General features: G+C 64.7%; 13 protein-coding genes and 1 pseudogene. 7 read left to right on the forward strand and 7 right to left on the reverse strand.

What is annotated here, in order from left to right:
* Positions 1–15 precede the first annotated feature (15 nt).
* Entirely contained in the window at positions 16–579 is a 564-nt protein-coding gene (locus GTK01_RS08225) for a peroxidase-related enzyme (RefSeq protein WP_252925398.1), read from the reverse strand.
* A 131-nt stretch (positions 580–710) separates the two neighbouring features.
* Here GTK01_RS08225 and GTK01_RS08230 point away from each other — a divergent pair, with 131 nt between their 5' ends.
* Positions 711–5,486, forward strand: coding sequence for an NAD-glutamate dehydrogenase (locus GTK01_RS08230; RefSeq protein ID WP_252925399.1), 4,776 nt, complete (start codon positions 711–713; stop codon positions 5,484–5,486).
* A gap of 46 nt (positions 5,487–5,532) precedes the next feature.
* Complete coding sequence (locus GTK01_RS08235) at positions 5,533–6,918, forward strand: MFS transporter (protein WP_252925400.1); 1,386 nt, start codon at positions 5,533–5,535, stop codon at positions 6,916–6,918.
* Between the two features lie 240 nt (positions 6,919–7,158).
* Here the strand turns inward: GTK01_RS08235 and GTK01_RS08240 are convergent, their stop codons facing one another.
* The 4 genes and pseudogenes from GTK01_RS08240 to GTK01_RS08255 form a co-directional block, all read right to left on the reverse strand.
* Positions 7,159–8,574 carry a TadE/TadG family type IV pilus assembly protein gene (locus tag GTK01_RS08240; RefSeq protein WP_252925401.1) on the reverse strand — a complete coding sequence of 472 codons (1,416 nt, stop codon included), beginning with the start codon at positions 8,572–8,574 and terminating at the stop codon, positions 7,159–7,161.
* Positions 8,575–8,789: 215 nt separating this feature from the next.
* Complete coding sequence (locus GTK01_RS08245; RefSeq protein WP_252925402.1) at positions 8,790–9,212, reverse strand: thermonuclease family protein; 423 nt, start codon at positions 9,210–9,212, stop codon at positions 8,790–8,792.
* Between the two features lie 38 nt (positions 9,213–9,250).
* Positions 9,251–10,125 (reverse strand): annotated as a pseudogene (locus tag GTK01_RS08250) (transglutaminase family protein).
* A gap of 96 nt (positions 10,126–10,221) precedes the next feature.
* Entirely contained in the window at positions 10,222–10,431 is a 210-nt protein-coding gene (locus GTK01_RS08255; RefSeq protein ID WP_252925403.1) for a DUF1674 domain-containing protein, read from the reverse strand.
* A gap of 105 nt (positions 10,432–10,536) precedes the next feature.
* On the opposite strand from GTK01_RS08255, the gene htpX reads away from it, so the two are divergent.
* The 4 genes from htpX to purH all read left to right on the forward strand — a co-directional run bounded on the left by htpX (position 10,537) and on the right by purH (position 16,390).
* Positions 10,537–11,457 carry a zinc metalloprotease HtpX gene (htpX, locus tag GTK01_RS08260; RefSeq protein WP_252925404.1) on the forward strand — a complete coding sequence of 307 codons (921 nt, stop codon included), beginning with the start codon at positions 10,537–10,539 and terminating at the stop codon, positions 11,455–11,457.
* Complete coding sequence (locus tag GTK01_RS08265; RefSeq protein ID WP_371924300.1) at positions 11,448–12,827, forward strand: RsmB/NOP family class I SAM-dependent RNA methyltransferase; 1,380 nt, start codon at positions 11,448–11,450, stop codon at positions 12,825–12,827. Before htpX ends, GTK01_RS08265 begins: the two co-directional genes overlap by 10 nt.
* 165 nt (positions 12,828–12,992) lie before the next feature.
* Entirely contained in the window at positions 12,993–14,699 is a 1,707-nt protein-coding gene (locus tag GTK01_RS08270; protein ID WP_252925613.1) for a heparinase II/III family protein, read from the forward strand.
* Between the two features lie 74 nt (positions 14,700–14,773).
* Positions 14,774–16,390: a bifunctional phosphoribosylaminoimidazolecarboxamide formyltransferase/IMP cyclohydrolase gene (purH, locus tag GTK01_RS08275; protein ID WP_252925405.1), complete on the forward strand. Its 1,617-nt coding sequence runs from the start codon at positions 14,774–14,776 to the stop codon at positions 16,388–16,390.
* A gap of 186 nt (positions 16,391–16,576) precedes the next feature.
* Here purH and acs read toward each other — a convergent pair whose 3' ends face one another.
* The gene (gene acs, locus GTK01_RS08280) at positions 16,577–18,532 is read right to left on the reverse strand and encodes an acetate--CoA ligase (RefSeq protein ID WP_252925406.1); all 1,956 of its coding nucleotides are present in this window, start codon (positions 18,530–18,532) and stop codon (positions 16,577–16,579) included.
* Between the two features lie 260 nt (positions 18,533–18,792).
* On the opposite strand from acs, the gene GTK01_RS08285 reads away from it, so the two are divergent.
* Positions 18,793–19,065 (forward strand): usg protein, encoded by a 273-nt coding sequence (locus GTK01_RS08285; protein ID WP_252925407.1) that lies wholly within the window; start codon positions 18,793–18,795, stop codon positions 19,063–19,065.
* Positions 19,066–19,068: 3 nt separating this feature from the next.
* On the opposite strand, the gene GTK01_RS08290 is transcribed toward GTK01_RS08285, so the two are convergent.
* On the reverse strand, positions 19,069–19,728 hold the full coding sequence (locus GTK01_RS08290; RefSeq protein ID WP_252925408.1) for a YggS family pyridoxal phosphate-dependent enzyme: 660 nt from the start codon (positions 19,726–19,728) through the stop codon (positions 19,069–19,071).
* Positions 19,729–19,756: the final 28 nt, after the last annotated feature.

The following is a 19,756-nucleotide window of genomic DNA, read 5'->3' on the forward strand; positions in this document are numbered from 1 at the left end:
GGAAGGGCCGCGCTCTTACCGCGCCATCGCGTGGTACTCATCGTTCGGGCGCATATCGATCGCCGCGGCTACCCGGTTCGACATGTTGTAGAAGCCCACCGTCGAGGCGATGTCGAAGATGTCGCGATCCGAAAAGCCCGCGTCGCGCAGGCCCTGCCGGTCGGCTTCCTCGATCTTGTCGGGGCTCTCGGTGAGCTTGACGGCAAAATCGAGCATCGCCTTCTGCTTTTGCGAGAGGTCCGCCGCCCGGTAGTTCATTGCCATCATCTCGCCGAGCTTAGGGTCGCCAGAAAGCTGACGCACCGCCGCGCCATGCGCGGTCAGGCAGTAGTAGCAGTGGTTCACCGACGAGACGGCGACGGCGATCATCTCGCGCTCGAGCTTGGAAAGACCTGAATCGCCGAGCATCAGATCGTTGTACATGTCGGTGAAGGCGCGCAGCTTCTTTTCGTCGAAGGCATAGGCGCGCAGCACGTTCGGCACGAGGCCGAGCTTCTCCTCGCATTTGGCGAAATAGGCCTTTGTGCCGTCCGACAATTCGGGCTGTTCGATGTTCAGTGCCGTGACCCGTTCGCTCATGCCGTCATCTCCCTTTCAAACTTGTCTGTAACTGACGCAGCGTCGCTCATTCTCGTGAAACCGGTGCCACTTTCGTGCCGGATGTTCTAGTCTCGAAAGAAAAACAGGATGAAATCGGGAGTTCGCCGTCCATGGCTGTGCGCAAGACCGCAACCGCATCGAAGGTCAAGACCGAAGCGGGGGCCGAGAAGCTCGCAAGCTTCTTCCAGGCGCGCGCGCCCGAGGAGGATCGCGAGGCATATGCGGCGCAGGCCTTCGCCACCGCGGGCGCACTCGCCTACCGGGCGCTGAAGGACCACAAGCGCGGCGACAGCCTCATCGTCGTCGACAATGAGGGCGAGATCGAGCGGCAGGGCCGCTCCATGACCGCCATCACCGTCATCAACGACAACATGCCCTTCCTGTTCGATTCGGTGCTTGCTGAAATCACCGAACAGGTGGGCGAGGCAGCGCTCGTCCTTCATCCGGTCGTCCTCGTGCGGCACGAGAAGAAGGGCGTCGCAGAACTTCTGGGCGAGGCGGGCAGCGCCAAGGGCGACGAGGCGACCGACCGCGTCTCGATCATCCACGTCCATGTGCCGAAGCTGACGCCAGAGGAATGCGAAGCGCTGAAGCACGGGCTCGAACGCGTCCTCGACCAGGTGAAGCTTTCGGTCTCGAACTGGAAGCCGATGCTCGCCCGTCTCGACCAGGCGATCAGCGAATTCCGCTACCAGCCGGTACCGATCGACAAGGATCAGGTGGCAGAAGCGATCGCGTTTCTCGAATGGCTGCGTGACGACAACTTCACCTTCCTTGGCATGCGCGAGCTTCGCTATTCGGGCGGCGCGGAAACCGGAACGCTGGAGCGGTCGCCCAAGGGCGGGCTCGGCATCCTCGCCAGCGATGACGTGCGCGTGCTGCGCCGCGGCGGCGAGCCGGTCACGACGACGCCGGAAATTCGCGCCTTCCTGCATGGACCCGAGGCGCTGCTCGTGACCAAGGCGAACGCCAAGTCGGTTGTCCACCGGCGCATTTATCTTGACTATATCGGCGTCAAGACCTTCGACCAGAAGGGCAAGCTTTTCGGCGAGTTGCGCATCGTCGGCCTCTTCACCTCCACGGCCTATACGCGCTCGGTCATGAAGATCCCCTATCTGCGCTCCAAGGCGAGTGCGGTGCTCGAGAAGTCCGGCTTCGATCCGTCCGACCATTCGGGTAAGGCGCTGATCAACGTCCTTGAATCCTATCCGCGCGACGAACTGTTCCAGATCTCCGTGCCGGTCCTGCGCAAGCACGCGGAAGCCATCCTGGCGCTGGGCGAGCGGCCGCGTGTGCGCGCGCTCTACCGCGTCGACCAGTTCGACCGCTTCGTCTCGGCCATCGTCTACGTGCCGCGCGACCGCTACGATTCGGAGGTGCGCGAGCGGATCGGACAGTACCTGGTCAAGGCGTTCGACGGGCGGCTGTCTGCCTATTACCCCGCCTTTCCGGAAGGCTCGCTCGCTCGCGTCCATTTCATTATCGGCCGGTCCGGCGGCAAGACGCCGAAGGTTGAGCAGGCCGATCTGGAAGCGGACATCCGCGACATCGTGCGGACCTGGGACGACGCGCTGCGCGAGGAGGTGAGCGAGAATCGGGCCGACCCCAGGCTCGCCGCGCTCGCCGCCGGTTTCGACCAGACCTACCGCAACAGTTTCTCCGCCGCAGTCGCGATGCGCGACGCGGCGGTCATTTCCGGCATCGGCCGCGACCGGCCGATCGCCATCGACTTCTACCGCGAGCGGCCGGAGGCAGCCTCCCATGCCGGGCTGAAGATCTATCACCAGGGAGAGCCGGTCGCGCTTTCGAAGCGTGTGCCGCTCCTGGAAAACATGGGCTTCCGGGTGATCTCGGAGCGCACCTTTGAAATCGCGCGAGCCGGCGCGGAGCCGGTCTTCCTGCACGACATGGAACTCGAAAGTGCCTCGGGCGGAAAGATCGACCTGACCGATGGCGGCGCGCTTCTGGCCGATGTCTTCATGTCGGTCTGGAACGGGCAAAGCGACAATGATTCCTATGCCGCGCTCGTCCAGACGGCAGGGCTGACGGCGAGGAAGATCGGGCTGCTGCGGGCCTATGGCCGCTATCTTCAGCAGGCGGGGATTCCGCAGAACCAGGAGTTCATCGCCTCGGTCCTGAACCGGTATCCCCCGATTGCCGACCATCTGATTGAGCTTTTTTCAGCTCGTTTCGACCCGAAATTCGCTGAAAGCAGCGATGTTTCAGCTCAAAAAGCGGTCGATTCGATCGAAACGGCTTTGGAATCGGTGCCGCAGATCGATGATGACGCCGTCATCCGGCGCTATCTCAATCTCATCCAGTCGACGCTTCGCACCAATTTCTATGGGCCCGAAAAGGCCGGCGTGTCGCTGGCGCTGAAGCTCGATTCGCGCGCGGTGCGGGGTCTGCCCGCGCCGCGGCCTTGGCGCGAGATCTTCGTTTACGGGCCCGAGGTCGAAGGCGTCCATCTGCGCTTCGGCGCGGTGGCGCGGGGCGGGCTTCGCTGGTCGGACCGGGCACAGGACTACCGCACCGAAGTGCTCGGCCTTGTCAAGGCGCAGCAGGTCAAGAACGCGGTGATCGTGCCGGTCGGCGCCAAGGGCGGGTTCTTTCCGAAGCAGTTGCCGGTGGGCGGTTCGAGGGGCGAAATCTTCGAGGCGGGCAAGAAGGCCTACATCAACTTCATCACCTCGCTTCTCTCGATCACCGACAATATCGAGGACGATCATGTGGTGCCGCCGGCGGACGTCGTGCGGCATGACAGGGACGACCCGTATTTCGTGGTCGCAGCCGACAAGGGTACCGCGACCTTCTCCGACACGGCGAACGCGATCAGCCAGGCGCATGGCTTCTGGCTGGACGACGCCTTCGCCTCGGGCGGTTCGGCGGGCTACGACCACAAGAAGATGGGCATCACCGCGCGCGGCGCGTGGGAGGCGGTGAAGCGGCATTTCCGCGAGATGAACCGCGATATCCAGACCACGCCTTTCACCGTCGTCGGCGTCGGCGACATGTCCGGCGACGTCTTCGGCAACGGAATGCTCTTGTCGCGGGCAACGAAGCTGATCGCCGCCTTCGACCATCGCGACATCTTCATCGATCCCAACCCGGACATGGCCGCCTCCTTCGAGGAGCGGCAGCGGCTCTTCGACAAGGGCCAGTCGAGCTGGCAGGACTATGACCGCGAAAAGCTGTCGGAGGGCGGCATAATCGTCTCGCGCAGCCAGAAATCGATCGAGCTGTCCAGGCAGGCCGCCGATGCGATTGGCCTGTCCTCGACCACGGCGACGCCGGTCGAGATCATGCGCGCAATCTTGATGGCGAAGGTCGACCTCCTATGGTTCGGCGGGATTGGCACCTATGTGCGGGGCGAAGCCGAGAGCAATGCGGATGTCGGAGACAAGGCGAACGACACACTGCGGATCACGGCAAAGCAGGTCGGCGCCAAGGTCATCGGCGAGGGCGCCAATCTCGGCGTGACCCAGCGCGCGCGCATTGAATACGGGATGAATGGCGGGCGCTGCAATTCGGACGCGATCGACAATTCGGCAGGCGTCAATTCGTCCGACGTCGAGGTCAACATCAAGATCGCGCTCGCTTCGGCGATGCGCGCGGGCGACCTGACGCGGCCGAACCGCGACAAGCTGCTTGCCGACATGACGGACGAGGTGGCGCATCTGGTGCTCGCCAACAACTACCGGCAGTCGCTGGCGATCTCGCTGACCGCGCTGCGCGGGGTGGCCGATCTCAGCTACCAGGAACGGTTCATGGAGGCGCTGGAAGGACGGGGCCTCCTCGACCGCGAAGTGGAGGTGCTGCCATCCACCGCCGCGATGGCCGAGCGCGAAGCGCGCGGCGTGCCGCTCACGCGCGCCGAAATCGGCGTGCTGCTCGCCTATGCCAAGATCGTGCTCTTCGACGACATCGTGGCAAGCGGCGTGCCGGACGATCCGCACCTTGAAGCCGACCTCTTCGACTATTTCCCGCAAAAGATGGTCAAGAAGTTCCCCGGCCCGATCAAGACGCATCGGCTGCGCCGCGAGATCATCGCGACGCAGCTTGCCAACGAGGCGATCAATCGCGGGGGACCGTCCTTCGTCAGCCGCCTCCAGGACCTGACGGGCCGCTCTGCCGCGGAAATCGTCGCCGCCTTCACCATCGTGCGCGACGGGTTCGAATTGCCCGTGCTCTACGCCGAAATCGACGCGCTCGACGCGAAGATCGACGGGGCGACGCAACTCGAGCTTTACCAGCAGGTCGGCCGGCTGGTGCATTCGGCAAGTGCGTGGTTCCTGAAGAACGACCTGACGACTGCGACGATCGGAGCCGAGATCGAGGGGTTGCGGAGCGCCCGCAAGGCGCTGGAGCCGAAGCTGACCCGGATGCTGCCGCCCTTCACGCAGGAACGGCAGGAAGAACGGATCGCGGTCCTGCTCAAGGGCGGGGTGTCGCAGAGGCTCGCCGAGCGCATCACCCAGCTTCACGTCGCCGAACTCATTCCCGACATTGCGCTGGTCGCGGAAACGGCGAAGGCGGAACTGGAGACAGCTGCGCGCGCGTTCTTCGCGGTCACCGATGCGTTCCGGATCGGACGCATCGCCGATGCCGCGCGCTCGATCGCGCCGTCCGACTATTATGACGGGCTGGCGCTGGCGCGCGCGACGGACCAGATCAACGCGGCACGGCGCGGCATCGCCGCCGCCGCGCTCAGTGCCTTCCCGAAGGACAAGGCGCCGGTGGAGACCTGGATCGAGGCGGGCGGCATGCGGATTTCGCGCACGCGCGACAGGCTGCAAAGCCTGACGGAAGGCGGCGACATCACCGTTTCGCGGCTTACCGTCGCGGCAGGGCTGATGTCGGATCTGACAGACGTCAGTGCGGCTTAGGGAACGATACCGGCCGCGCCCTTGGGGGCAGGAATTGGGGGGCGGAATGGACGGGACTGTCGAGGCGCGCGCGCCGAAACGCGCGATCTGGGGCTGGATGCTCTTCGACTGGGCACAGCAGCCCTTTCACACGCTGATCATCACCTTCGTCTTCGCGCCGTACTTCGCCGCCGCGGTTGCGCCGGACGCGGCGCGGGGACAGGAATTGTGGGGCTATGCGACGGGGATCGGCGGGCTTCTGATCGCGTTTTCCTCGCCCGTCCTCGGCGCGATCGCCGATGCAAGCGGGCCGCGCAAGCCGTGGATCGCTGTCTTTTCCGTCATCGGCATCGTCGGCTGCTGGATGCTCTGGTTCGCCACACCGGGCATGGAAGACCTGACGTGGATACTGGTCATCATCGCGGTCGCGGTGTTCGGGATGGAATATGCCGCCGTCTTCAACAATGCGATGATGCCAACGCTCGTCCCGCGATCCGAACTCGGGCGGCTTTCGGGCTCGGCCTGGGGGCTCGGCTATGTCGGCGGGCTAATCTCGCTGATCATGGTGCTCGGCTTCATGTCGGCCTCACCGGAGACCGGGCGCACGCTGATCGGGCTGGAGCCGATCCTCGGGCTGGACCCCGCGATGCGCGAGGGGGACCGGGCGGCCGGGCCGCTGACCGCACTCTGGTATCTGGTCTTCATCATCCCGATGTTCCTCTTCACCCCTGACGTCAAGCGCAAGCCGGCGATCAAGGGCGCGGTGCGCGACGGGCTTGCCAAGCTCAAGCAGACATTGAGACGCCTGCCATCCGAGCGCAGCTACTTCTCCTTCCTGATCTCGTCGATGTTCTACCGCGACGGGCTCAATGCGCTCTATGCCTTCGGCGGCATCTATGCGGCGGGCGTCCTGGGCCTCACGATCATCCAGATCGGCATTTTCGGCATCCTCTCCAACATCACGGGCGCGATCGGCGCCTATGCGGGCGGGCGCATGGACCAGCGCTTCGGGCCGAAGATCGTCGTAGCGTGGTCGGCCGTGATCCTCGCGCTGTGCTGCGCGCTCATCATCTCGACGACCCAGACACAGGTTCTGTTCATGCCGGTGGCCGAGGGCAGCGGACTGCCGGTGCTGGTGTTCTATTTCGCCGGTTGCCTGATCGGGGCGGCGGGCGGTTCGATCCAGGCGGCCTCGCGCACGCTCCTCGTCGATCAGGTCGACACGGACCGGGTGACGGAGGCGTTCGGACTCTATGCTCTGTCGGGCAAGGCGACCACCTTCATCGGGCCGCTCTCGATCGCGCTCGTGACCGGCATCGTCGCCTCGGAAGGATTCGGGCTGTCGCCGGTCGACGCCCAACGTGTCGGCGTGACGCCGATCATCGTCCTCTTCATCATCGGGCTGGTGCTGCTGCCCTTCGTGAAAAGCCGGCATCGCGAAGCCAAATCCTGACCCCTTGCCATCATGGACGAGGGGTCCCACATTGGGTTCGTGTTCAACGAACTGAAAGGAGGTGATCCGATGTCGAGTGTTATCGTTAGCCGTAGCGTGGCCCGAGCGGATTGCCCTTTCGGGAAGCAGCCTTCCTGATGGGGTTGATGCGTGGCCGGGTCTGACCCGAATGCCGCGCTGCGGATATCAGACACGGAAGGGCCGGTCGGCGAGACCGGCCCTTTTTCGTTGCCCGTATCGCTACATGGTCAGGAAAAGCCGCTCGGTGTTGCTGATGATTTCCTGAAAGGCGGCATCGAGTTCGGGGCCGGTCGAGGCTTCGAAATAGTGCTTGATGGCGCCCGTATCGTCGCTGGCGCAGGCGCTCAGTACGGCTTTCGCGTCGCGTCGGTCCTGCGCCGGGATCGAACGGTTGTCGAGATCGAAGCCGATGGTGAAGATTTCGACGCCATCGGCCTTCATCCGGTCGCACAGCGCTTCGGCAGTTGTGCGGGCCGCGCGGCCCTGCGCGTTGACGCCCTGGCGCGGATCGCCACCGGCGAAGACGGTGTTGAACTGGCCGTCCGTCATCAGGATCGCGATCTTGCCGACATCGCGCGGGTCGGCATCTGCCGGACCGGCACCGAGGCGCGCGTTACGGATCGTGTCGCGCCATTCGGGCGACAGCATGTATTGCGTCCACTGGATGCCGATTGAGCCGGCGGTGTAGCCGACCGCGTTGAAAGCATTGATGGAGCGCTTGAGCGCGCTGGCGTCGGCGGTCAGGGGCACGACCGTCGCCTTGGGGCAGTCTTTGGTGGCAAGGCGGTCGTCGCGGTTAATGCGTGCGTAAAATTTCTTGCTCGGGTCGCCGGGATATTCACGCAGCGTCATGGGGCTGGCGTCCGAATAGTCGGGGGAGAGGTCGGGCAGCTTGCGCTCGGTCGCGCAGTTGTCGGTGAAGCTGCCGGTGTTGTCGGATATGTAGCGCGCGCTTGCACCGACATGGGGCGGCAGGTCGCTCCCGCCCTTGCGTTCCTGGAAGACCACCGACGAGGAGGCGAGCGTACCGACATTGACAGCCTCCGCATAGGGCACGATCGATACCCGGACGCGCGGGTCGCGGGGGTCCTGACCGCCGAGCAACGCGTCGACGGCATTGGTGGCGGCACTCTTCAAATCCCTGATCTTCTGGCCGGCCATCGAGCCGGTGACGTCGAGCATCATCGCAACTTCGATCTTGCGGTCGGAATAGAGCGCGGCGGTGGTGGCGGCGACGTTGCGCGTCTTCTCGGCGCCGAAGAGGGGGAAGGCGAGGTCGATATTGGTGCGGGCGGTCGCCTCGACGGTGCGGGCGGTGCGGTTGACGGTCAACGTCTCCAGCGTGATGGCGCCCTCACGGGCAAAGGCGCCGCCGCCATTGGCGGTCAGGAACGCCTCAACCGAGGCGCGGGCATCGTTCTCCGCGATCACCCCGGTGGTGAGGTCGCGGGCGGTGGAAGCGACGGCGGCGTCGAGGGCGTTCTGCAGCGCCGACTTCGTGTTCATGAGCTGCGTCGCGTTAACCCCGAAGCCGGCGCCGACCGCCAGCATGGACAGGGTCGCGCCCGTCAGAAGCGCAAAATTGCCGCGCCGGTCGGACATGAACCGCGCCAAGATGTTGGAAAACCGTGCCATTCGTCTCTCCTCGTCGGCCGCCGCGGCCGGTTGTGCGAGGAGGTGCAGAATCGAGGCCAAAGAGCGCCATCCTGGCGATGGCCCCGGCTAAGAATTTGTAATCACTATCGTTTACTGGCGGTTAGGGTTAGCGTCAGGTTAATTTTCTCGGTCTGATCAGATGGCGAGGTTGAGGGCGTTTCAATCCGGGCTCGGGGTCGTCCCGTTTCGGGACATCAGCCGCACCAGGGGGCGCGGGCCTTGCCGTCGTAGGGGCGCGCGAGACCGGCGGCCAGCAGATGGTCAACGATCGCTTGGCCGTCCGGCGTTTCGATATCGGCCACGACGCGGCCGAAGAACTTGTCGCCATCGATGTTGCGGACGTGAAATGCACCGGAGGCGAGCAATCCGGCGAGGGCGTCGTGAGCGTTACGCGCGGCGGTCTTTTCCGCTGCGCAGCGAGACCGCAGTTCGGGAGCGTCGATGCCGCGCAGACGGACGGAAACGCGCACCGTGTGGCCCGGCCATAAATGGACGTCCGCCTCAACGGTGTCGCCGTCGATCACCCGCACGAGGCGCGCACTGACCGGGCCGCCGATTTCGGCGCCATGGGCGGGCGAGGCGAGCAGCAATAGAAGCAGAATAGGAATAAATGCCATAAGGCATTTATTCCTATTCAATCAGTTTTGCAAGGGGCTCAGGCGGAAAGGCTGATGGGGGCGTCGGCGGCACGGGGGGCACGGCGCAGCTCGGTCCCCATGGGCTCCGATTTCTGCTCGTAGGTCCAGATCTCGAATTTGGTCAGTTGATGGGCGCCGAAAGTGTGGACGATCGGGACGTCCGTCGCATGCGACCGCGCGCGACCACGACGCGGCCGGTGTGAGGCACATTGTGGCGCGCGTCGAACGTGTACCAGCCGCCTTCGAGGTAGACCTCGAACCAGGCGGAGAAGTCCATGGGCGCTGGATCGACCGGTACGTTGATGTCGCCGAGATAGCCGGTCGCGTAGCGGGCGGGGATGTTCATTGCGCGGCACAGCGTGACCGCGAGATGCGCGAAGTCGCGGCAGACGCCGACGCGCTCGTCATAGGCCTGGCCGGCGGTGCGGCTGGCGCGGGCGTAGCCGTAGCTGAACGATATGCGATTGTGGACGAAGTCGCAGATCGCCTGGACGCGCTGCCAGCCTGGCTTGACGTTGCCGAACAACTGCCAGGCGATCGGCGTCATCAGGTCGGTCTCGCAATAGCGGCTACCGAGGAGGTAGATCAGCGTGTCGGCAGGGAGCTGGTCGACCGGAATTTCGCCCGCATGCTCGGCGATCACGTCGGGACGGCCGCTGTCCTCGACCACGGCGTCGTAGCGCACGGTGAAGTCTCCCGCAGGCGCGACGAGGCGGCGGCAGCGATTGCCGAACTGGTCGACATAGGTGCGCATCGGCACCATGGGGTGCGACGTGACGCCGCTTTGCCAGCGGATGTCTGCCCGGCGATCCGGATGGAGGTCGAGCGAGAGGATCACGGGGGTCGGCTGCGCGCACGTCACCCCGATTTCATAACCCAAACGGATCAGCATGGCACAACCCTTCGTGGTAGAAGTAATAGTGCCAAACGCCGGGGCGGGCAGCGCTGTTCCCTTTGCCGTGCGGGAAATCGTGCAGGCCGGATCACATTAGAAGTCGCTTGCGCGACCCTTCACTTCCCAATCCCCGTAGCGGGCCGGGTCACGCCCGCCGCGGCCGCCTTTTTCAACCGGCAGGTGCGCCTCTGCGTCGTCATATCGCTGGCGCCGGGCCTCGGCTTCGGCGAGCGCGCGGCGGGCAGCGTCCGTGAGGGTGCGGGGCGGTTCGACAGGGGAGAGGTCGTCGGTTTGGTCGGACATGGGGCTTCAAGGACTGCGATATTGAAACAAGGGCTTGATCTTCCCATCATATAGGCCGCATTCACGCGCTTTGCGACCGTCGCGAAACGAGGACAGGACAACGAGATGAACATCATGCGCACCGCCATGCTTCTGGCGTTCATGACGGCGCTCTTCATGGGTGTCGGCTACCTGATCGGCGGGTCGGGCGGCATGATGATCGCCTTCTTCGTCGCAGCGGCAATGAACCTCTTTTCCTATTGGAACTCCGACAAGATGGTCTTGCGGATGCACAATGCCGTTGAGGTCGACGAGCGCTCGGCGCCCGAATATTACGGCATGGTGCGCGATCTGGCAGCGCGGGCTCAGCTTCCGATGCCGAAGGTCTATCTCATCCGCGAGGACCAGCCGAATGCGTTCGCGACAGGGCGCAATCCGCAAAACGCCGCCGTCGCGGCGACGACAGGGCTTCTCGACCGGCTGTCCTACGACGAGGTGGCGGGCGTGATGGCGCATGAACTGGCGCATGTTCAGAACCGCGACACGCTGACCATGACGATCACCGCGACGATTGCCGGCGCGATCTCGATGCTGGCCAATTTCGCGTTCTTCTTTCGTGGCAACAACAACAATCCGCTGGGCTTTATCGGCGTTCTGGTGGCGATGATCGTGGCGCCGCTGGCGGCGATGATGGTGCAGATGGCGATCAGCCGCACCCGCGAATACGCCGCCGACCGGCGCGGCGCGGAAATCAGCGGCAGCCCGCAGTCGCTGGCCTCCGCGCTGAACAAGATCGCGGCCTCCGCCGGACGGCTGCGCAACGACAATGCGGAGCGCAACCCGGCCACGGCGCACATGTTCATCATCAATCCGCTCTCCGGCGAGAAGATGGACAACCTATTCTCCACCCACCCCGACACTCAGAACCGCATTGCCGCGCTCATGAAGATGCAGGGCGAGTTCGCGCCGCAGGCACGCGCGACTCCCTCTCGCAGTGGCCCGTGGGGCGGCAACACACCCTCGGGTCCGCGGGGTCCGTGGTCGTGAGCGCAGTGAAGAGCGCACGCAGGCAGCCGCCAACCGCCGAAATCCATGACGACACGCCGGGGCTTGCCGCCCGGCGCGTTGCCGTTCGCCTGCTTTCCGCGGTGATCGACACGAAAACGCCGCTCGACGGCCTGACGGATGGCGAGCACGGCCATCCGCAATATCGTGCGCTCGATGCGCGCGACCGGGGGCTGGTGCGCGCGATCCTGACGACGGCACTCAGACATCGCATGTCGATCCAGGCGCTGATCGACGCGCGGCTCGACCGGAAGCTGCCGTCCAACGCGGCGGCGCTCAACCACATCCTCCATGTCGGAGCGGCGCAATTGCTGTTCCTCGACATTCCCGACAGCGCGGCAGTGGACCTTGCCGTGACCCACGCCAAACTCGATCCGCGCACGCGGCGCTTCGCCAACCTCGTCAACGCCGTTTTGCGCGAGATCGGGCGACGCAAGGAGCGCGCGCTGCCGGCCGTGCTGGCGAAGACCGTGGAAGCGCCGGAGTGGTTCGCCGAGCGCCTGGATGCTGCCTATGGCAAGGATCATGCGCGGGCGATCCTCGACATGCACCGTCACGAGGCGGCGATCGACCTGACGGTGAAATCGAATCCGCAGGAGTGGGCGCACAAGCTCGGCGGCTTCGTTCTGCCGACCGGCTCGGTGCGACTGACTTCCGTCGATGGTGCGGTGTCTGAGCTTCCCAGCTTTGGCGATGGCGAGTGGTGGGTACAGGACGCGGCGGCGGCTTTGCCGGCGCGGTTGATGGGAAATATCGAGGGAAAGCGGGTTGCCGACATCTGCGCGGCGCCAGGCGGCAAGACGGCGCAGCTTGCGCTCAGCGGCGCGCATGTGACCGCGATCGAGAAGGTGGCGAACCGCGCGAAACGCCTTGCCGGCAATCTGGAACGGCTGAAGCTCGATGTGGAAATCGTCGTTGCCGACCTCTTCGAACATCGGCCGGACCAACTTTATGACGCCGTGCTGCTCGACGCGCCGTGCTCCTCGACCGGGACGATCCGGCGGCACCCCGACGTGCTCTGGACGAAGACGCCGGACGATATTTCGCGGCTCGCCGCCCTCCAGCGGCGGATGCTCGACCATGCCGCGACGCTGGTGAAGCCGGGCGGGACGATCCTCTTTTGCAACTGCTCGCTGGAACCCGAAGAGGGCGAGGCGATGATCGCAACGGCGCTTGCGGAAAACAAGGCGCTGGAGCGCGTGCCGTTTGCGGCTGGGGAATTTCCTTTCGTCGACGGTTTCCTCGATGCAGATGGCGCGGTTCGCACTACGCCCGCCGGCCTGCCCGATGCCGTACACAAGCGCGCCGGGCTCGATGGTTTCTATACGGTGCGGTTACGGGTCAAAGGATGAAGCGTTCCAATTTGAAACGCATTTGATCTTCGCACAAACTCTTGAATCAGCTATGATTCCTCGATTACGAGCATCGCAAATTACCCGGACGCGTATTTTTTCGCCGGAGGTGATGCCTTGGGGGCTGCATCGCGGAGCGGCGATGAGGAGGTCGGGGTCTTGGCAATGGCGTTGAACTACGATCCCCAATTGTGGGGTTTCGTGGCGAGCGAGGCATGGCGCCGCGCGCGCCGGCGCCTGCGTTCGGGCCCGCTTTATCGCTGGCGCTTTTCCGGCCGCACGCCGCAGCGGATCTTGATCGCGCCGCCGGACCTGCGGTTGGCGGACGGAGCGCTGGCGCAGGAATTCTATCGCGGCCGCTTTCCGCTCGCCGGCTCGGTGATCGCGACCGGCGGGACGTCGCCCTTCCGTGCCGAGCGCGCGCCTGCAGCGTGGCTCGAGGCGATGCACGCCTTTCGGTGGCTGCGCCACATGCGCGCGGCGGAAACCAATCTTGCCGCCGGCAATGCCCGCGCGCTCGTTTCAGACTGGATCGCGATCCATGGACGGCGGATCAACGGGCCGGCCTGGGCGCCGGCGACCGTCGCCAAGCGGCTGATCGCATGGCTGCAGCATTCCTCGATCGTGCTGGCGGGCGCCGACATCCAGTTCTATCGCGTGTTCCTCAAATCGCTCGCCGTGCAGATGCGCTATTTGCGCGCGGTCGCCGGCGAGATGCCGGACGGCGAGGAGCGCCTGCGCGCACGCATCGCCATCGCTTTCGCAACGCTCTCGCTGCCGTCCTCGCCGGCACGGCTTCACGCGGCGTCCAGGGCGTTGGCACTCGAACTCGACCGGCAGATCCTGCCCGATGGCGTCCACATCTCGCGCAATCCCGGCGCCGTGCTCGAGCTTCTGGCCGACCTGCTGCCGCTGCGCCAGACCTATTTCAACCAGGCCGAGGCACCGCCGGACGCGTTGATCAACGCCATCGAGAGGATGCTGCCGGCCCTGCGCTTCTTCCGCCATCAGGACGGGGTTCTGGCGCGTTTCAACGGCATGGGCGCGACGAGCCACGACCGCGTGGCGGCGATCCTCCACCACGACGACACCGGCGGCGCGCCGATCCTGCACGCCTCGCATGGCGGCTACGACCGGCTGTCGATGGGTGGCACGACGATCATCGCAGATACCGGCGCACCGCCCGCGCCCGACGTGAGCCACGAGGCGCAGGCGGGTTGCCTCTCGTTCGAGATGTCGTCGGGGCGGCACCATTTCATCGTCAATTGCGGCGTCGACAGCTTTGGCGCGGAGGACTTCCGACTCCTGTCACGCTCCACGGCGGCGCATTCGACCGCGACCGTCAACGAGACGTCTTCGGCGCGCTTCAACCTGCCGAGCCGGCTGCGCGCCATGGTCGGCTCGCCGCTGATCGGGCCGATCCGCAAGGTGCGCGCCAAGCGCTTCGACAGTCCAGGCATCCAGGGGGTTTCGGCCAGCCATGACGGCTATGTCCAGCGCTTCGGGATCGTCCACGAACGCGAACTGCTGCTGGCGGCGGGCGGGGACATCTTCGAGGGGACCGACAGGTTCTTCAACGACCGTAACGGTCTCGCCCGGCCCGGGCCGGGCATGACGGTGCAGATCCGCTTCCATCTCCATCCCGATATCGGTGTCTTCCGCAACGAGCGGGGGCAGCTCGTTCTCAAGGGGAACGAGACGGATATCTGGACCGTGGACGTGGAGGGCGTGGCGCCGGTGGTCGAAGAATCCATGTTCTTCGCCTCGATCGGCGGTCCCCGACGCTCGCGCCAGCTCGTCGTCGAGATCGACCCCTCCGTGCTGCCGGAAGTCGCCTGGCGTTTCACTCGCGTGGAAAAGATGTCTTCCTGACGCTCGGCGGTTGATTCTGAGGGCCGGTGTGGGTAGGCGGTGCGCACCTCCCGCTTTCCCGAAGGACACCCATCATGGCCGTCGCGTCGAAGAACATTCCCGCACCCGACCGCGTGCGCGTTTCACGCGCGCTTCTTTCCGTCTCCGACAAGACCGGCCTGGTCGACCTGGCGCGCCAGCTCTCCGCGCTCGGTATCGAACTCGTCTCCACGGGCGGGACGGCGAAGGCGATCGCCGAAGCGGGGCTGTCGGTCAAGGACGTTTCCGATCTGACCGGCTTTCCCGAGATCATGGACGGGCGCGTCAAGACGCTGCATCCGTCCGTCCATGGTGGGCTGCTGGCCATGCGCGACGACGCCGAACACAGGGAAGCGATGGAAGCGCACGGCATCGGTCCGATCGACCTTGCGGTCATCAATCTCTACCCCTTCGAGGAGGTACGGCGCGCGGGCGGCGACTATGCGGCGACGGTGGAGAACATCGACATAGGCGGGCCGGCCATGGTGCGCGCCTCGGCCAAGAACCACGCCTATGTGGCGATCGTCACCGACCCTGCCGACTATGGCCGGCTCGTCGAGACGCTGAAGGAAAATGGGGGCGAGACGGAATATCGCTTCCGGCAGGAATTGGCGGCGAAGGCCTATGCGCGCACGGCTTCCTACGATGCGGCGATCTCGGGCTGGTTCGCCGAGGCGCTGGCGCTCGACGCGCCGGCCGCGCGCGCGTTTGGCGGGCGGCTGCAGGCAGAGATGCGCTATGGCGAGAACCCGCACCAGAAGGCGGCCTTCTACGTCAATGGAGACGGGCGGCCGGGCGTCGCGACGGCGCGGCAGCTGCAGGGCAAGCAGCTTTCCTACAACAACATCAACGACACCGATGCGGCTTTCGAACTCGTCGGCGAGTTCGCGCCGGAGGCGGGCGCGGCGGTCGCGATCATCAAGCACGCCAATCCGTGCGGGGTCGGCACTGGGGGTACACTGAAGGACGCGTATCTGAAGGCGCTCGAATGCGATCCGGTCTCCGCCTTCGGCGGCATCGTCGCGTTGAACGGACTGCTCGACGCCGACGCCGCCGAGGAGATCGTCAAGACGTTCACCGAAGTCATCATCGCGCCGGAAGCCTCCGAAGAGGCGGTGGCGCTGGTCGCGGCGAAGAAGAATCTGCGCCTGCTGGTGACGGGCGGGCTGCCCGATCCGCGCGCGGCGGGGCTGGCGTTCAAGTCGGTCGCGGGCGGGATGCTTGTGCAGGGCAGGGACAATGGCGTCGTCGACGATCTCGACCTGAAAGTGGTGACAAGCCGAGCGCCGTCAGCGGCGGAGATGGCCGATCTGCGCTTTGCCTTCATGGTCGCCAAACATGTGAAGTCGAACGCCATCGTCTATGCGCGGGACGGCGCGACGGTCGGCATCGGCGCGGGGCAGATGAGCCGGGTCGATTCCTCGCGCATTGCGGTGCGCAAGGCGCTGGATGCGGCGGAGGCGGCCGGCTGGGCGGAGCCGAAGACCAAGGGCTCGGTTGTGGCGTCGGATGCGTTCTTCCCGTTCGCCGACGGGCTGATCGCGGCGATCGAGGCGGGTGCGACGGCGGTCATCCAGCCGGGCGGCTCGATGCGCGACGACGAGGTGATCGCGGCGGCCAACGCGCATGGCATCGCCATGGTGTTCACCGGGATGCGTCATTTCCGGCACTGAGTTCTGCGATATTCGACCCTGAGTGGCCTGCAAACGGCAGTCTCCTGCGCTTCCGGAGCTCACGTACCTAAGTACGCTCCGCTCCGGTTCTCGAAGCCTGCCGTTTTCGGCGCACCCAAGGCCGAATCTCGTCAGACCTCACTTCGCGCGGATGACCGCCGCCTCGGACAAGGCGGCGAATGATTGCTACTTCTTCTTGTTCTGGCGGTTCGAAACCAGGTCGTCGACGACGGCGGGTTCCGCCAGCGTCGAGGTGTCGCCGAGCGCGCCGAAATCGTCCTCGGCGATCTTGCGCAGGATGCGGCGCATGATCTTGCCGGAGCGGGTCTTCGGCAGGCCAGGCGCGAACTGGATCTTGTCGGGCGAGGCGATCGGGCCGATCTCCTTGCGGACATGGGCGACGAGTTCCTTCTTCAGATCCTCGCTGCCCTCCTCGCCGGCCATCAGCGTGACGTAGCAATAGATGCCCTGGCCCTTGAGATCGTGCGGATAGCCGACGACGGCGGCCTCCGAAACCTTGTCGTGGCTGACGAGTGCGGATTCGACCTCGGCCGTTCCCATGCGGTGGCCGGAGACGTTGAGGACATCGTCGACGCGGCCGGTGATCCAGTAATAGCCGTCCTCGTCGCGCCGGCAGCCGTCGCCGGTGAAGTATTTGCCCTTGTAGGTCGAGAAGTAGGTCTGAACGAAGCGCTCGTGGTCGCCATAGACCGTGCGCATCTGGCCGGGCCAGGAATCGGTGATGCACAGATTGCCGTCGGCCGCGCCCTCGATGACCGCGCCTTCATTATCGACGAGCTGGGGCTGGATGCCGAAGAAGGGCTTGGTCGCCGAGCCGGCCTTCAGATCGATGGCGCCGGGGAGCGGCGTGATCAAAATGCCGCCCGTCTCGGTCTGCCACCAGGTGTCGACGATGGGCGAGCGCTTCTCGCCGACGACGTTGTAGTACCATTCCCAGGCTTCCGGATTGATCGGCTCGCCGACCGAGCCGAGCAGGCGCAGCGACTTGCGCGAGGAGCGCTTCACGTGATCGTCGCCCGCGCCCATCAGGGCGCGGATGGCGGTGGGGGCGGTGTAGAAGATGTTGACCTGGTGCTTGTCGACGACATCCCAGAGGCGGCCGGCGTCGGGATAGTTCGGCACGCCTTCGAACATCAGCGTCGTCGCGCCGTTCGCGAGCGGGCCGTAGACGATGTAGGAGTGGCCGGTGACCCAGCCCACATCGGCGGTGCACCAGTAGACGTCCCCCTCGTGGTAGTCGAAGACGTATTCATGCGTCATCGAGGCATAGACGAGATAGCCGCCGGTGGTGTGGAGGACGCCTTTCGGCTTTCCCGTCGAGCCGGAGGTGTAAAGGATGAAGAGCGGGTCCTCGGCCTTCATCTTTTCCGGCTTGCAGTCCGGCTTAGCAGTGCGCACCTCGTCGTGGTACCAGAGGTCGCGGCCCTCGGCCCAGCCGACCTTGCCGCCGGTACGGCGAACGACCAGCACGTTCTTGACCATCACGTGGTTCTCGGCCGCGATGTCGATTGCCTTGTCGGTGTTCTCCTTGAGCGGGATCGTCTTGCCGCCGCGCAGGCCCTCGTCCGCCGTGATGACGAAGGTCGATTCGCAGTCGACGATGCGGCCGGCGAGCGCGTCGGGCGAAAAGCCGCCGAAGACGACAGAATGGATCGCGCCGATGCGCCCACAGGCGAGCATCGCATAGGCGGCCTCGGGGATCATCGGCATGTAGATGGTGACGCGGTCGCCCTTCTTGACGCCGCGCGCCTTCAGGACATTGGCGAGCCGGCAGACATGTTCGTAGAGCTCGTTGTATGTGATCTTCTTGTCGTCATACGGGTTGTCGCCTTCCCAGATGATGGCAACCTGATCGCCGCGCTTTTCCAGGTGGCGGTCGATGCAGTTGTAGGAGACGTTGGTACGGCCGTCCTCATACCACTTGATCGAGACCTTGCCGTCGAAAGAGGTGTTCTTGACCTTGGTATAGGGTCTGAACCAGTCGATCCGCTTGCCGTGCCTGTCCCAGAACTTCTCGGGATTCTTGATCGAATCCTTGTACCACTTCTCGTAGGTGTCCCTGTCGATCAGGGCGCGCTTTTTCCATTCCGGCTTGACGCGATGGACTTTCACCTCGGACATTCAGTTCCTCCCGGTCGGATTCAATACGGCACGGCCGCTCAAGATGCGGGCATTATTAGCATTTGGGCCGCTGGCACAACATTAGACGATGGATGTTGCGGGGATCCGCATGGCGCCATTGGCAGCACTTTGTCAGGAAGGCTGCCAAGGCGCTGATTCAACGAGATAAAATTCTCTTGATCGGCGCTTCTGGAAGTAGACGGTTAACGGATTGCACCGCACAATATTCATGCTTCATAAGCGAATGCGGGGTGCGAGCCATGCAACGTGCAAGTGAAATGGAGCTGATGCTCCAGGGCTATGGAATGACGACGGCGCAGATCCTTTACCGGATGCCTGATCATCCCGGCCTGCTGCAGACATTCATCTGGCAACACTATGATCTGGCGCCGAAATTTCCCGAGCTGGTGCGCTTTCTCGACTTCTGGCGCGAAAAGCTCGACGGGCCGCTTCATTCGGTGAGCTATACGCACAAAAGGCTCATCTCACCGAACGAATGGCGAAACGTGAGCGGGGAACTGGTGGTTCACTAGGCGCTAGCGGCTCCCGAATATCGCCGAGCCGACGCGCACCGAGGTGGCGCCGAACTGGATTGCGGTCTCGTAGTCGCCGGACATGCCCATGGAGAGCTTTTCGACGCCCGCTTCTCTTGCAAGCTTTTCGAGGAGGGCGAAGTGCGGGCCGGGGTTTTCGTCAAAGGGCGGGATCGCCATCAGGCCTTCGATGGGCAGGCCGTGGATTTCGCGGCAGCGCGCGACGAAGGCGACGGTATCGCGCGGGTCGATGCCGGCCTTCTGGTCTTCAAGACCGGTATTGACCTGGACATAGAGGCGGGGGCGCTTGCCCTGCCGCTCGACTTCCTTCGTCAGTTCGGCAGCGATCTTCTCGCGGTCGACCGTTTCGATGACATCGAACAGGGCGACGGCTTCCTTCGCCTTGTTGGATTGCAGCGGGCCGATCAGATGGAGCTCGAGATCGGGAAAGGCTTCGCGCAGGGCGGGCCATTTTCCTTGCGCCTCCTGCACGCGGTTCTCGCCGAAGACGCGCTGGCCGGCGTCGAGGACGGGACGGATCGCGTCGGCCTCGAAGGTCTTCGACACGGCGACGAGCGTGACCGAATCCCCGCGGCCTGCGTCGAGCGTTGCCCGCGCGATTTTCGCCCGCACTTCTTCCCGTCGTTCCACCGCATCCGTCATTCGTCCGGCCATCCCCGCGAGTGTTGAC

The organism is Aliihoeflea sp. 40Bstr573 (genome assembly GCF_024105655.1).
In the GTDB taxonomy this organism is placed as follows: Bacteria; Pseudomonadota; Alphaproteobacteria; order Rhizobiales; family Rhizobiaceae; genus Aliihoeflea.

Bases quoted from the DNA above. Each gene is read 5' to 3' on its own strand.
- GTK01_RS08225 (WP_252925398.1), bottom strand. From the start codon at position 579: ATGAGCGAACGGGTCACGGCACTGAACATCGAACAGCCCGAATTGTCG.
- GTK01_RS08230 (WP_252925399.1), top strand. From the start codon at position 711: ATGGCTGTGCGCAAGACCGCAACCGCATCGAAGGTCAAGACCGAAGCG.
- GTK01_RS08235 (WP_252925400.1), top strand. From the start codon at position 5,533: ATGGACGGGACTGTCGAGGCGCGCGCGCCGAAACGCGCGATCTGGGGC.
- GTK01_RS08240 (WP_252925401.1), bottom strand. From the start codon at position 8,574: ATGGCACGGTTTTCCAACATCTTGGCGCGGTTCATGTCCGACCGGCGC.
- GTK01_RS08245 (WP_252925402.1), bottom strand. From the start codon at position 9,212: ATGGCATTTATTCCTATTCTGCTTCTATTGCTGCTCGCCTCGCCCGCC.
- GTK01_RS08255 (WP_252925403.1), bottom strand. From the start codon at position 10,431: ATGTCCGACCAAACCGACGACCTCTCCCCTGTCGAACCGCCCCGCACC.
- htpX (WP_252925404.1), top strand. From the start codon at position 10,537: ATGAACATCATGCGCACCGCCATGCTTCTGGCGTTCATGACGGCGCTC.
- GTK01_RS08270 (WP_252925613.1), top strand. From the start codon at position 12,993: ATGGCGTTGAACTACGATCCCCAATTGTGGGGTTTCGTGGCGAGCGAG.
- purH (WP_252925405.1), top strand. From the start codon at position 14,774: ATGGCCGTCGCGTCGAAGAACATTCCCGCACCCGACCGCGTGCGCGTT.
- acs (WP_252925406.1), bottom strand. From the start codon at position 18,532: ATGTCCGAGGTGAAAGTCCATCGCGTCAAGCCGGAATGGAAAAAGCGC.
- GTK01_RS08285 (WP_252925407.1), top strand. From the start codon at position 18,793: ATGCAACGTGCAAGTGAAATGGAGCTGATGCTCCAGGGCTATGGAATG.
- GTK01_RS08290 (WP_252925408.1), bottom strand. From the start codon at position 19,728: ATGACGGATGCGGTGGAACGACGGGAAGAAGTGCGGGCGAAAATCGCG.